Below are 13,085 nucleotides of genomic sequence, written 5' to 3' on the forward strand. Positions count from 1 at the left end.
GATGCGCCGCGCCTTCCGGGTCGCGTACGACGGCACCGGCTACCGCGGCTACCAGCGCCAGCCCCACGCCGAGACGGTCGAGAACGAACTGTTCCGCGCGCTCGCCGCGCTCGGGGTCGCGGAGACGCCGACCACCCCGCCGGACGGCTACGCCGCCGCGGGCCGGACCGACGCGGGCGTCTCCGCCGTCGCCCAGACCGTCTCGCTCGACGCGCCCGAGTGGCTCACGCCCGCCGCGCTCAACGCCGAACTCCCCGGGGACGTGCGGGCGTGGGCGAGCGCCGACGCGCCCGACGGCTTCCACGCGCAGTACGACGCCCGGCGGCGCGGCTACGAGTACCACCTCCACGCCCCGGAAGCGGACCGCGCGGGCGAGCGCAGCGAGACCGCGGAACGAGCGAGCGACACCGTCGCGAGCCTCGCCGCGGAGGTCTGCGACCGGCTCTCGGGCGAGCACGACTTCCACAACCTCACGCCCGACGCCGAGGGCACGGACCGCGACCTCGCCGCCGCCTGCGAGCGCGACGGGGACTTCCTCGTCTGTACGTTCGCGGCCGGCGGGTTTCCCCGTGAGTTCGTCCGGCGGGCGGTCGGCCTCGTCGCGGCCGTGGCGACGGGCGAGCGCCGTATCGACCACGTCGAGCGCGTCCTCTCCGACGAGCACCTGCAGGGGCCCGACGGTATCGGCCCCGCGGCGCCCGAACCCCTGTTGCTTCGTCGGGTCGAGTACGACCTCGACTTCGCCGTGGACGAGGCCGCCGCGACGAGCGCGCGGACCGTCTTCGAGGAGCGACGTATCCGCCGCGAGACGGGCGCGCGGGTCGCGGCGCGGCTCCGCTCGGGCGCGAGCCGGAACCCCTAGTCCCAGCCGTCGGGCCAGACGCCCGCGGCGCGCATCCCCGGCTCCGCCCCCGCGTCCTCCAGCTCCGCCCGGAGGTCGTCGGTGTCGCGGCGCGGCACGTCCCGCCCGGCGAGGTCCGCGACGAGCAGCGCGGTCAACAGCGCGTGGTCGCGGAGGTTCCGGGGGTCGGCCTTGTCGCGGGTGTCAGCCGACGTGTGCCCCCAGCCGCGCCCGCGCTCGTGGCCGGTCGCGGGCTGGCTGTGGAGCTGTATCGCCGGCACCCCCTGCTGCAGGAAGGGCCAGTGGTCGCTGTACGGGTGGGGCGTCCCCTCGACGTGAACCGGCCGGCCGGCCCGTTCGGAGAGGCGCTCCGCCGCCTCGCGGCTCGCGTCGCTCCCGTGGGTGAGCGCCCGGAGGTCGCGGTGGCGGCCCGCGCCGTCGACGTTCACGACCGCGCGCACCCGGTCGGGGTCGACGTGTTCCGCGAGCGCGCTCGCGCCGAGCAGCCCCGTCTCCTCGCAGCCGACGCCCGCGACCCACACCCGCGAGTCGAGGTCGACGTCGGCGAGGTAGCGGGCCGCCGTGGCGACGGTCGTGATGCCGCAGCCGTTGTCGAGCGCGCCCTCCGCGATGTCGTGGGCGTCGTGGTGGCCGACGACCAGGACTCCCTCCTCGGTGTCGGGGCCGAGCCGCCCGAGCGTGTTGTGCGAGACGCCGTCCTCCGTGGTCGCGTCGACGCGGAGGCGTATCTCCGCGCCCTCGCCGGCGTACTCGCGGAGCCACTCGCCCGTCTCGTAGGAGACGCCCACGGCCGGCACTGCGCCCTCGTGGCCGAACCGGAGCGTCCCCGTCGGTGCCAGCTGACCGGGCTCGTGGTGGGCGAAGACGAACGCCTCGGCACCGGCCTCGACCGCGTGGCCGTACTTCTCCATCCGGTGGACGTAGCGCCCGCCGCCCGGTGAGTCCGTGTCCGCGAGCGCGACCGTCCCAGCGAGGTCGGCGGCGTCCGTCTCGTCGGGCGTGCCGTGGCCGGCGTCGGTCAGGGGCGCGCGTACGTCTCCCGGCGGGGAGTACGGGAGCGCGATGGCCTCGAACGACCGCTCGACGGTGCCCCGGTCGCGCTTGACCCGGACCGCGAGTTCGGCGTCGCCGCGCTTCCACCGCCGGATCGGGAAGTCGAGCACCTCGGGGTCGGCCCCGGCCCCTTCGAACGCCGTCGCCACGAGGTCGGCCGCGCGGCGCTCGCCGGGGGAGCCGCCGAGCCGCGGGCCGGCCTCCACGAGGTCGGTCAGGAAGCGCCACGGGAACGGGTCGTCGTAGGCGCGCCCCGCGAGCGCGCGCATCGTGTCGTCGTCCATACCCGGGCGACGGCGCGCGTGCCGAAAAGCCCCGTGGCACCCGATAGCGATGCGTTTACACCGAGCGGGTCGCAAACGTTGCCAATGAGTTCGGTTCCCGAACGCGGCGACCTCGACGAGGAGTACACCTGGGCGCTCGACGAGATGTTCGCCACGGACGACGAGTGGGAGGAGGCGTACGCGGCGGTCGAGTCGCGACTGGACGAGCTGGACGAGTACGAGGGCCGCGTGGCGGAGTCGGCCGACACGCTGCTCGCCGTGCTCGAACTGCGCGAGGAGCTGATGCGGCAGGTGTCGAACGTCGCCTCCTACGCGCGGATGCGTTCGGACGAGGACACCCGCGACCAGGAGTACCAGGCGCTGTCGGCGCGCGCCCAGTCGCTCGCCTCCGACGCGTCGAGCGCGGCCTCGTTCATCGAACCGGAGCTCCAGCGTGCCGACCGGGAGACGCTCGACGGCTACCTCGACGCGGAGCCGGAGCTCCGGCGGTACGAGCACTACCTCGACGACGTGATGCGGATGAAGCCGCACACGCGCTCGCCCGAGGTGGAGGAACTGCTCGCGGAGCTGTCGGAGGTCACGGGCGCCTCGTCGGACATCTACGGGATGCTCTCGAACGCGGACATGACGTTCCCGACCGTCGAGAAGCCGGACGGGAGCGAGGTGCAGGTGACGCAGTCGAACTTCACCTCCCTGCTGAAGAACACGGACCGCGACTTCCGCCAGCGGGTGTACGAGGGGTACATGGACGAGTGGGGCGACTTCCGCAACACCGTCGCCGCCTCGCTGAAGAACAGCGTGAAGGCGGACGTGAAGACCGCCCGCGCCCGCGACTACGACACCGCCCGCGCGGCGGCGCTCGACGGCCCGAACGTCCCCGTCGAGGTGTACGACACGCTGGTCGAGACGGTCGGCGACAACCTCGACGTCCTCCAGCGCCACGTCGACCTGAAGGCCGACCGGCTCGGCGTCGACGAGGTGGCGATGTACGACCTCTACGCGCCGCTCACGGCCGACGAGGCCCCGGACATCGAGTACGAGCAGGCGAAGGAGTGGGTCGTCGAGGCCGTCGCCCCGCTGGGCGAGGACTACCAGTCGCGGCTCGCCGAGGGGCTGGAGTCGCGGTGGGTCGACGTGTACGAGAACACGGGCAAGCGCTCGGGCGCGTACTCCGGCGGCACCTACGACAGCCAGCCGTACATCCTGATGAACTACCAGGACGACGCGGCCTCGGTGTTCACGCTCGCGCACGAACTCGGCCACTCGATGCACTCGGAGCTGACGAGCGACGAGCAGCCGTACGTCTACTCGAACTACGAGATATTCACGGCGGAGGTGGCGAGCACGGTGAACGAGGCGCTCCTCACCCACCACCTGCTCGACACCGTGGAGGACGAGACGCTGCGCCGGCACATCCTCGACGAGTACCTCGAACGGTTCCGCTCGACGCTGTTCCGCCAGACGCTGTTCGCGGACTTCGAGCACCGGATTCACGGTATCAGCGAGGAGGGCGGCGCGCTCACCCCGGACACGCTCGACGAGACGTACGGCGACCTGAAGCGGGAGTACTACGCGAACGCCGACGTGGACGAGCGCATCGAGCGCGAGTGGATGCGTATCCCCCACTTCTACTACAACTACTACGTCTACCAGTACGCCACCGGCATCTCCGCCGCGAACGCCATCGTCGAGCGCATCCTCGACGAGGGCGAGCCGGCCGCGACGGACTACCTCGACTTCCTGAAGCAGGGGTCGCGGGAGTACCCGCTCGAACTGCTGCGCGGCGCGGGCGTGGACATGGCGACGCCGGCGCCGGTACGGGCCGCCATCGACGCCTACGAGGGCTACGTCGCGGAGTTCGAGGACCTCGCCTGAGCCGGCGAGCGGCCGGTTCCGGCCGGTCGTGGGACGACCCAAAGACACATTTACGCACGCTCCTAATCCGAAGTAGCTAGATGTCTCGCAGTCCCTCGCTTCCGGAACGGCCCAAGCTCGATCTCGATCCGGACATGACACAGTCGGAGCGGCTCGACGCGCTCCGCGACCACTTCGAGGATATCGTGACCGTCCACGACGAGCTGGCGACCCAGCTGGAGGACGCCCGCGAGCAGCAGGACGAGCTCCGCGAGGAGGTCGACGGGCTCCAGCGGGAGAACGAGGCGCTCAAGACCTCGTCGCTGTACATCGCCACGGTCGAGGAGGTCGGCGACGACGAGGAGGTCGTCCTCAAGCAGCACGGCAACAACCAGGAGGTCCTGACCGACGTGTCGCCGCGCCTCTCCGACGAGCTGGCGGCCGGCGACCGCGTCGCCATCAACGACTCCTTCGCCGTCCAGCGGCTCCTGGACGACGAGACCGACGCCCGGGCGCAGGCGATGCAGGTGACGAAGAAGCCGTCCGTCGAGTACGCCGACATCGGCGGCATCGACGAGCAGGTCCGGGAGGTGCGCGAGGCCGTCGAGGACCCGCTCGCCAACCCCGAGCAGTTCGAGCAGGTCGGCATCGAGCCGCCGACCGGCGTCCTGCTCCACGGCCCGCCGGGCACCGGGAAGACGATGCTCGCGAAGGCCGTCGCCAACGAGACCGACGCCACCTTCATCAAGATGGCCGGCTCCGAACTCGTCCAGAAGTTCATCGGCGAGGGCGCACGCCTCGTGCGCGACCTCTTCGAGCTCGCGGCCGAACACGAGCCCGCCATCGTCTTCATCGACGAGATAGACGCCATCGCCTCGAAGCGCACGGAGTCGAAGACCTCCGGCGACGCCGAGGTCCAGCGGACGATGATGCAGCTGCTCTCGGAGATGGACGGCTTCGAGGAGCGCGGCGACGTCTCAATCATCGCCGCCACCAACCGCTTCGACATGCTCGACGGGGCCATCCTCCGGCCCGGCCGCTTCGACCGCCTCATCGAGGTGCCCGAACCCGACGCCGAGGGCCGCGAGCGCATCCTCGAGATCCACACCCGGGAGATGAGCCTCGCCGACGAGGTGGCGTTCGCCGACCTCGCCGAGGAGACCGAGGGGTTCTCGGGCGCGGAACTGGAGTCGCTGTGTACCGAGGCCGGGATGTTCGCCATCCGCGAGGGCCGCACCGAGGTCCGCACCGAGGACTTCGAGGCCGCGCTGGAGAAGATCGAGCGCGACGAGGCGACGGGCACGCCGGTCGCGTTCTACTGAGGTCCCGTTCTCGGTTCCCCCGCTTTCCCGTCCGAAACGCTCGCGCTATCCTGACCCTTCCGGCGCAACGCTTAATCCGGATGACTGTGCTATCTCCTCACATGGCCTGTCGAATCACCTGTGACGGCTGCTCGCTGGACCGACGCTTCGAGGACTGCGTGGAGGCCCACGAGCGGGCGTCGGCCCACGAACTCAGCCACGGCGACCACTTCGTCAGCCTGCGGACGCTCGCCTGACTACAGCAGCGCGCCGACCGCCCCGACGAGCGTCTCCCAGACCGAGACGCCCGTGACGAGCGCCTGCAGGGTATCGACGCCGAAGAAGGCGAACAGCGCCGCGCCCGCGAAGTGGGCCTTCCGCGCGTCGAACCGGTGGCTGAACCGGTAGAAGAACAGCGCGTTGACGATGCTCACCGGAATGATGGCGGCCATCTCCCCGACCCAGATGGCGGTGCCCTGCGCGTACTGGGCGGCGAGGCCGATGGTGACGAGCTGGGTCTTGTCGCCGAACTCGCCGAACGCCATCAGCGCGAAGATGGGGAGAAAGCCCCCGAGCGAGTTGGGCACCTGCCAGCCGACGACGGGCACCTGCACGTCGAGTTCCCCGCCGTCGGTGATGCCGGCGCGCTCCACGGCCGACCCGGACGGCTCGCTCGGCACGTCGTCGCCGACCATCTCGGACGGGTCGCTCCCCGGCGACGGCGCGCTCCGGAACAACAGGAACGCGAAGACGACGAACAGCAGTCCCGTCGCGGCGTCGAGGTACACGCCGGCGATGGCGCTCTGCAGGTAGCTGCCGAGCAGTATCTCCAGCACGGTCCACCCGGCGAAGGCCGCGCCCGCCGCGGAGACGACGAGCGCCGGGTGGAACTGCGTCGAGAGCCCGGCGATGATGAACTGGACCTTCTCGCCCGGGAGCACGGTGAGCTGGGCGACGAACGCTATCGTGGCTACCTCCAGCCACGGAGCCACCCGGCGCTCACCCCCGGCGTCGTGTCGAGCGGATTCATCGGTACTTATCCGAGGATTAGACGAGACTAATTCATCAAGGTTGGGAAACCGGGAGTGGCGTTATGTCGCCCGCGTCCGTGTGTCGGGTATGCGCCCCCTCGCCGCCTGTGCGCTCGCGCTCGCGCTCGTCGTCGCCGGCTGTAGCGGCGTCCCCGTGTCGCCGACGGAGGCCGGGGACGCGACGCCGCGCGCCGACGCCCCGTCCGTCCCCGAGGCGGACCTGACGGTCACCGTCACGCGCGTCGTGGACGGCGACACGGTGGAGATCGAGTACCCGAACGGCACCGCCGACACCGTCCGGCTGGTCGGCGTGGACACGCCCGAGGTCCACGCGGAGAACAGCCCCGACGAGTTCGAGGGTGTCCCCGAGACCGAGGCCGGGCGCGACTGTCTGCGCCGGTGGGGCGAGGCCGCGAGCGAGCGGATGAAGGAGCGGCTGACCGGCGCCGAGGTCGGCCTCGCGTTCGACGAGAACCTCGACCGCCGGGGCTACTACGGCCGCCTGCTCGCGTACGTCGTCCACGAGGACCGGAACGTGAACTACGGCCTCGTCGCGGACGGCTACGCCCGCGTGTACGACTCGTCGTTCTCGCTCGCGGACCCGTTCCGCGCCGCCGAGTCGTCGGCGATGTCCTCGGGGACGGGGCTGTGGGAGTGCGCGACGGAGTCGCCGCCGACCGCGTCCGCGACGGCGACCGTGACGGCGAGCGCCTCGGGCCTCGCTATCGGCGTCCACGCCGACGCCGAGGGGAACGACAACGACAACCTCAACGACGAGTACGTCACCCTCACGAACCGCGGCGACGACCCGCTCGACCTGTCGGGGTGGACCGTCTCGGACGCCGCGGACCACGTCTACGAGTTCGGGACCCTGACGCTGTCGCCCGGCGCGAGCGTCCGGCTCCACACCGGGAGCGGCGAGGACACCGACACCGACGTCTACTGGGGGCGGACGGGGGCGGTGTGGAACAACGGGGGCGACACGGTGACGGTGCGGGCGGCGAACGGCACCGTGGTCGCGGAGCGGACGTACTGAGCTACTGCGGGTTCTTGCGTTCGAGGTCAGAGCCGCATATCTCGCAGCGCTCGCGGTGGCCGTCGTAGACCCGGCCGCAGCCCTGACACTGGTAGTCCCAGTCGCGCTGCTCCTCGATACCCTCCTTCGCCACCGCGTCCACGGACACGTCGAGTTCCTCCGCGACGTTCTGCATCGCGTAGTCGTCGGTGACGAGCGTCGCGCCGAGTTCGAACGCGGCCGCGAGCAGGCGCAGGTCCACGTCCGAGAGCTCGGTGAAGTCGCCCGTCGTGCGGGCCGCGCGCTCGACCTGTTCGCGCGGGCCGTCGCCGGGGACGTGGAGGCGCATCCCCGCGCCCTCCAGCGCGTCGAAGCGGTACCCCGAGGAATCGTCGGTGAGCTCCTCGCGGACGCTCGGGACGGTCACGACCTCGTCGTCGGTCGTGTAGTCGTCGATGAAGGCTGAGGCGTCCAGAACGCGCATCTACCGGGCGACGACGATGTGGTCCTTCACCGCCTGCACCTCGGAGACGGGGACGTGGTAGCGGCCGCGGTCGTCCATCTCGAAGTCGATGGTGACGCCCTCGGCGGGCTCGACGAGCAGGTGGTTCAGCCGCCCGCTCTTGTAGTCCATCGTCACGTTGTACAGCATCCCGATCTCGGAGCCGTCGGAGCCGACCACGCGCTTCTCCGAGAGGTTCTCGGCGAGTATCTCGCTCATGGCGCGCGATACGGGTGCCAACACATAAACGACACGGGCGTCGTCCGACGCGCGTCAGCCGCTTTCGGGCCCGATTCGGGTCAACCGCTTTACGCGTGGGCTTCGACCCCCGGCCATGGAGAGACGCGCGTTCCTGGGCCGTGTCGCGCCGCTGGGTGTCGTCGCCCTCGCGGGCTGTTCGGGCGGCGACCCGACGGCCACTGCGACGGACGAACCGACCGCGACCGCCACGGCGACCGCGACCCCGGCCGCGCCGGACGCCGACCTCGTGGTCGAGGTGGGGCCGGGCGGGAGCCTCGCGTTCGACCCCGCCGAGGCGAGCGTCGACCCCGGCGCGACCGTCGCGTGGGTGTGGCGCTCGGGCGGTCACAGCGTAACGCCCGACGGGGCGTCCGGCGACTGGCAGGGCACCGGAACGACGCTCCACGACGCCGGCTACGTCCACGAGCACACCTTCGAGGACGAGGGAACGTACGACTACTACTGTGCACCCCATCGGGGAGCGGGGATGGTCGGGACGCTGACGGTCGGCGACCCGGCGACGGCGACGGAGACGGCGACGGAGACCGAGACCCCGACCGCCACCGAGGAGCCGACGGCGACCCCCGAGGCCGACCTCGTCGTCACCGTCGCGCCGGACGGGGCGCTCCGCTTCGACCCGGCGGAGTTCACCGTGAGCGCGGGCGAGACGGTCCGCTGGGAGTGGGACGGCGCGGGCCACAACGTCTCGCCCGAGCGCCAGCCGTCGGGCGCCTCGTGGCCCGGGAGGGACGAGACGACCTACGGGAGCGGGACGACCCACAGCTACACCTTCGAGGTGCCCGGGGAGTACGCGTACCACTGTGACCCCCACCGGAGCGTGGGGATGACCGGCTCCTTCACCGTCGAGTAGCGCCGGAGCGGGCTTCTGAAAGAGTTATGTGCGGGCGACGGCGAACGCGGGTAAGAACTTCTCATGTCCGACACCGACGCGGCCGGGTCGGCCGAGACGGACGCGACGGGGCTCCGGACGCCCATCGTCGCCGTCCTCGGTCACGTCGACCACGGCAAGACGACGCTGCTCGACACGGTACGCGGCTCCGCCGTCCAGGAGGGCGAGGCGGGGGCCATCACCCAACACATCGGCGCGACCGCGGTGCCGCTCGACACCATCGGCGAGATGGCCGGGTCGCTCGTCGACCCCGACGACTTCGACCTGCCGGGGCTGCTGTTCATCGACACGCCGGGCCACCACTCCTTCTCGACGCTGCGGTCGCGCGGCGGCGCGCTCGCCGACATCGCGGTCCTCGTCGTGGACGTGAACGACGGCTTCCAGCCGCAGACGCTGGAGGCGCTCGACATCCTCAAGCGCACGGAGACCCCGTTCGTCGTCGCCGCGAACAAGGTCGATACCGTCCCCGGCTGGAACCCGCAGGGCCACGTCCCCATCCAGCAGTCCATCGACGCGCAGTCCGACCGCGCCGAGGGCGACCTCAACGACCGGCTGTACGGCATCATCGGCGAGATGTCCGACAACGGCTTCTCCTCCGACATGTACTGGCGCGTCCAGGACTTCCGGGCCAACATCGGGGTCGTCCCGGTGTCGGCGAAGACGGGCGAGGGTATCCCCGACCTGCTCACCGTGCTGATGGGCCTCTCCCAGCGCTACCTCAAGGAGGACATGTCCGTGGACGTGGCCGGCCCCGGCGCGGGGACCGTCCTCGAGGTGAAGGAGGAGCGCGGCTTCGGCACCACCATCGACATCGTGCTGTACGACGGCACCATCAGCGCCGACGACACCGTCGTCGTCGGGGGGAAGAACGAACCCATCGTGACCGAGGTGCGCGCGCTGCTCCAGCCGCGCCCGCTCGCGGAGATACGCACGGAGAAACAGTTCGAGAAGGTCGACTCCGTGGCGGCCGCGACCGGTATCAAGGTCGCCGCGCCGGACCTCGACGACGCGATGGCGGGCGCGCCCGTCCGCGTGGTCCGCGACCGCCCCGTCGAGGAGGTCATCGAGGCCGTCGAGGCGGAACTGTCCCAGATAGACGTCGAGACGGCTGACAACGGCGTCGTCGTGAAGGCCGACACGCTCGGCTCGCTGGAGGCCATCGCCAACGCCCTCGAAGAAGCCGAGGTGCCCATCGTCCGCGCCGAGGTGGGCGACGTGGCCCCGCGCGACGTGGCCGTCGCCTCGACGGCCGACGAGCCGACCCACGAGGCCATCCTCGCGTTCAACGTCGAGGTGCTCCCGGACGCGAAACAGCAGGCGAGCGACCAGAACATCCGCGTGTTCTCGGACGACGTCATCTACCAGCTGGTCGAGGAGTACGAGGAGTACGTGACGGGCATTCAGGAGGCCCAGCAGGAGCAGGTGCTCGACAAGATAGCCCGGCCGTGTCGCTTCCAGATACTGAAGGACCACACGTTCCGGCAGTCGAACCCGGCCGTGGTCGGCGTCGAGGTCCTCTCGGGCACGCTCAAGCGCAACTCCAACGTCGTGAAGTGGGAGAACGGCGACGCCCACCGCGTCGGCCAGCTGAAGACGCTCCAGGACGACGGGGAGGACATCGACGAGGCGCGCACCGGCGACCGCGTGGCCGCCTCCATCGACGGGCCCACCGTGGGCCGGCAGATCGAGGAGGGTGACGAACTGTGGGCCGAGCTCCCCGAGAAGCACGCGAAGATACTCGAACAGGAACTCCGCGAGGAGCTCCCGACCGACGAGCGCGAGGCGCTCCAGATGTACCTCGACAAGCAGCGCAAGCGGGACCCGTTCTGGGGGAAGTAGGGGGAGGACAACGGCTATCCCCTCCCGGTCGGTGTACCGGACATGACCGACGCGCTGTGTATCGGCGGCACCCGTTTCATCGGCCGCCACACCGTCGAAGAACTGCTCGCACACGACTACTCGGTCGCGACCTTCTCGCGCGGGGAGTCGGGCGACCCCTTCGCCGACACGGAGAACGTGACGGCCGTGCGCGGCGACCGCAACGAGCGCGCGGACCTCGAAGCCGCGCGCGACGCCCACGACCCGGACTACGTCTTCGACTTCGTGGGGATGGTGCCAGAGCACGTCGAGACCGCGACGGAGGTGTTCGCCGACTGCGAGGCGTACGTGTACGTCTCGTCGGGGTCGTCGTACGCCGAGCAGGACGTGCCGATGCGCGAGGGGGAGACGCCGCTCCACGAGTACGACCGGAGCGAGGACGACGCCGACCCGATGGAATCGGTCCCCGAACTGTACGGCCCCCGGAAGGCGGCCTGTGACCGGGCGGTGTTCGCCGCCGCGGACGCGGGCGTGAACGCGACGGCCGTCCGCCCGATGCTCGTCTACGGGCCGCACGACTACACCGAGCGGCTGGACTACTGGATCGCGCGCGTCCTCGCCGACGATCGCGTGTTGGTCCCCGGCGACGGCGGGAGCCTCTTCCACCGCGCGTACGTCGGCGACGTGGCGAGCGCGCTCCGTCTCGTCGCCGAGCGCGGCGAGGCCGGCGCGGCGTACAACGTCGCGGACCGCAACACCCAGTCGCTCCGGGCGTCGCTCGACCGCATCGCGGCGGCGGCCGACACCGAGGTGGAGGTCGTGACGGCGAGCGCGCGCGAACTCGCGGCCCACGACCTCGACGCGTCGGCGTTCCCGCTCTACTCGCCCGCGCCGCTACTGGCGGCGACCGACGACCTCGCCGCGCTCGGGTGGGACTCCACCGACCCCGTGGAGGCCTACGCCGCGACCGTCGCCGACCACCGCGCGTCCGACCGCGACGGAAGCGAGGTCGGGCCCGACCCGGAGGCGACCGCCGCGGCGCTCGACGCGCTCGGCGAGTAGGCAGCCGGCGCGTGGTAATAATATTTAATTAGGCCGCCGCCGACACGCCTCGTGTGCCCGAGGCCGACCGCCACGACGCCGTCCTCGCCACGATTCCGGTACCGGTAGCCGCGGCGCTGGCGTGGTCGTGGCTCGCGAACGTGACGCTCCCGCTCGCGCTCGGGGCGGGCTCGGTGGCCGCGGTCGCGCCGCTCGCGTACGCGCTGTTCGTCCGCCCCCCGGCGTAGAGACGTAGAATCAGCGCCCGGCGGGCGGGTGTCGGGTGGGGTTGTTCATCGCTTCGAGCGCCGCGCCCGCGGCGATCTGGCGGGCGAGCGCCTCCTCGTCATCCGGCTCCGCGAGCGCGAAGCCCGCGGAGACGACGGTGCCGCTCGGCGGTCGGACGGCGATGGTCGCGCGGATGCCGTCGTGGCCCTCCACGAGCTCGGAGCCGACGACGAACCCCTCGGGGAGCAGTTCGCGGGCGCGGGCCGCGACGGCCGTGCCGCGGGTGCGAAGCCGCCGCCGCTCGTCGCGCGTCAACTCCGGTGTCTCGCCGGGCGTGTTTCCGTGCATTCGGATGGCTCCGCTAGCGGCGGTTGTAGCAAAACACTGTCGGCTCCCGTGTCGGACGTTACCACTCACAACAGGGGTTCGCTCTCCCCGTAGGCGGCGAGCACCACGGCCGTCGTGTACGCCTCCGGGTCGCCCGCGGCGGTTTCGAGCCGGTCGTCGCGCGCCTCGAACGCCCACGCGCGGAGGGACTCGCCCGCGGCGAGGCCGTCGCGCACGGCCGCCTCGACGGCATCGGGGTCGCGGCCCGACGCCTCGTAGAACAGCCCTTTGCCGTCGGCGGCCTGCGACCAGCCCAGCCCGGCGCAGGCGGTCGCGCGCTCGCCCGGCGGCACCGTCTCCCGCGCCTGCACGACCGTCAGCCGCTCGCCCACGGGGCCGAGGTCCGGGGCCGTGCCGGTCGCGGCGACCGTCGCGCCCGCGGGTACCACGGAGGAGACGTACGCGAGGTTGTAGTTCTCGACGCCCGCGTCGGCGAGGGCGGCGTCGTAGGAGGCCATCTCGGTCGGGGCCGTCCCGGTCCCCCAGACGACGCGGATCGGTTCCATACCGGCGCTGGGGGAGTCGCGACTAAGCGGATTACGGTTCGCGGAAAGAAGGG

15 protein-coding genes are annotated in these 13,085 nt (G+C 71.4%); 9 read left to right on the forward strand and 6 right to left on the reverse strand.

All coding sequences use genetic code 11. From position 1 onward, the window contains the following. Nucleotide 1 precedes the first annotated feature (1 nt). Complete coding sequence (truA, locus tag P2T37_RS09040) at nucleotides 2–862, forward strand: tRNA pseudouridine(38-40) synthase TruA (protein ID WP_276233586.1); 861 nt, start codon at nucleotides 2–4, stop codon at nucleotides 860–862. Here the strand turns inward: truA and P2T37_RS09045 are convergent. After that, on the reverse strand, nucleotides 859–2,199 hold the full coding sequence (locus P2T37_RS09045; protein WP_276233587.1) for a M28 family metallopeptidase: 1,341 nt from the start codon (nucleotides 2,197–2,199) through the stop codon (nucleotides 859–861). The two genes, truA and P2T37_RS09045, sit on opposite strands and share 4 nt — an antisense overlap. A gap of 84 nt (nucleotides 2,200–2,283) precedes the next feature. Between P2T37_RS09045 and pepF the strand changes: the two genes are divergently transcribed. From pepF to P2T37_RS09060, 3 genes are all read left to right on the forward strand, one after another. Beyond that, complete coding sequence (gene pepF, locus P2T37_RS09050) at nucleotides 2,284–4,074, forward strand: oligoendopeptidase F (RefSeq protein ID WP_276233589.1); 1,791 nt, start codon at nucleotides 2,284–2,286, stop codon at nucleotides 4,072–4,074. Nucleotides 4,075–4,154: 80 nt separating this feature from the next. Then, entirely contained in the window at nucleotides 4,155–5,375 is a 1,221-nt protein-coding gene (gene pan2, locus P2T37_RS09055) for a proteasome-activating nucleotidase Pan2 (RefSeq protein ID WP_276233590.1), read from the forward strand. Between the two features lie 101 nt (nucleotides 5,376–5,476). Beyond that, entirely contained in the window at nucleotides 5,477–5,611 is a 135-nt protein-coding gene (locus P2T37_RS09060; RefSeq protein WP_276233591.1) for a hypothetical protein, read from the forward strand. On the opposite strand, the gene P2T37_RS09065 is transcribed toward P2T37_RS09060, so the two are convergent. Beyond that, entirely contained in the window at nucleotides 5,612–6,346 is a 735-nt protein-coding gene (locus P2T37_RS09065; protein WP_276233592.1) for a TMEM165/GDT1 family protein, read from the reverse strand. A gap of 127 nt (nucleotides 6,347–6,473) precedes the next feature. On the opposite strand from P2T37_RS09065, the gene P2T37_RS09070 reads away from it, so the two are divergent. After that, complete coding sequence (locus P2T37_RS09070) at nucleotides 6,474–7,421, forward strand: lamin tail domain-containing protein (protein WP_276233593.1); 948 nt, start codon at nucleotides 6,474–6,476, stop codon at nucleotides 7,419–7,421. A 1-nt stretch (nucleotide 7,422) separates the two neighbouring features. Here the strand turns inward: P2T37_RS09070 and P2T37_RS09075 are convergent, their stop codons facing one another. After that, nucleotides 7,423–7,884 carry an NOB1 family endonuclease gene (locus tag P2T37_RS09075; RefSeq protein ID WP_276233594.1) on the reverse strand — a complete coding sequence of 154 codons (462 nt, stop codon included), beginning with the start codon at nucleotides 7,882–7,884 and terminating at the stop codon, nucleotides 7,423–7,425. Continuing rightward, nucleotides 7,885–8,121 (reverse strand): PRC-barrel domain-containing protein, encoded by a 237-nt coding sequence (locus tag P2T37_RS09080; protein ID WP_276233595.1) that lies wholly within the window; start codon nucleotides 8,119–8,121, stop codon nucleotides 7,885–7,887. Nucleotides 8,122–8,236: 115 nt separating this feature from the next. On the opposite strand from P2T37_RS09080, the gene P2T37_RS09085 reads away from it, so the two are divergent. From P2T37_RS09085 to P2T37_RS09100, 4 genes are all read left to right on the forward strand, one after another. Beyond that, complete coding sequence (locus P2T37_RS09085; protein WP_276233596.1) at nucleotides 8,237–9,013, forward strand: plastocyanin/azurin family copper-binding protein; 777 nt, start codon at nucleotides 8,237–8,239, stop codon at nucleotides 9,011–9,013. 63 nt (nucleotides 9,014–9,076) lie between these two features. Next, on the forward strand, nucleotides 9,077–10,891 hold the full coding sequence (infB, locus tag P2T37_RS09090; protein WP_276233598.1) for a translation initiation factor IF-2: 1,815 nt from the start codon (nucleotides 9,077–9,079) through the stop codon (nucleotides 10,889–10,891). 42 nt (nucleotides 10,892–10,933) lie between these two features. After that, nucleotides 10,934–11,932 (forward strand): NAD-dependent epimerase/dehydratase family protein, encoded by a 999-nt coding sequence (locus P2T37_RS09095; RefSeq protein WP_276233599.1) that lies wholly within the window; start codon nucleotides 10,934–10,936, stop codon nucleotides 11,930–11,932. Between the two features lie 53 nt (nucleotides 11,933–11,985). Next, nucleotides 11,986–12,159, forward strand: a complete 174-nt coding sequence (locus tag P2T37_RS09100) for a DUF8015 family protein (RefSeq protein WP_276233600.1) — start codon at nucleotides 11,986–11,988, stop codon at nucleotides 12,157–12,159. A gap of 10 nt (nucleotides 12,160–12,169) precedes the next feature. Here the strand turns inward: P2T37_RS09100 and P2T37_RS09105 are convergent, their stop codons facing one another. Both P2T37_RS09105 and P2T37_RS09110 read right to left on the reverse strand, forming a co-directional pair. Continuing rightward, complete coding sequence (locus tag P2T37_RS09105) at nucleotides 12,170–12,487, reverse strand: DUF5811 family protein (protein ID WP_276233601.1); 318 nt, start codon at nucleotides 12,485–12,487, stop codon at nucleotides 12,170–12,172. A 65-nt stretch (nucleotides 12,488–12,552) separates the two neighbouring features. Beyond that, complete coding sequence (locus tag P2T37_RS09110) at nucleotides 12,553–13,032, reverse strand: pyruvoyl-dependent arginine decarboxylase (protein WP_276233602.1); 480 nt, start codon at nucleotides 13,030–13,032, stop codon at nucleotides 12,553–12,555. Nucleotides 13,033–13,085 lie beyond the last annotated feature (53 nt).

The sequence above is a fragment of the Halosegnis marinus genome (assembly GCF_029338355.1).
Taxonomy (GTDB): Archaea; Halobacteriota; Halobacteria; order Halobacteriales; family Haloarculaceae; genus Halosegnis; species Halosegnis marinus.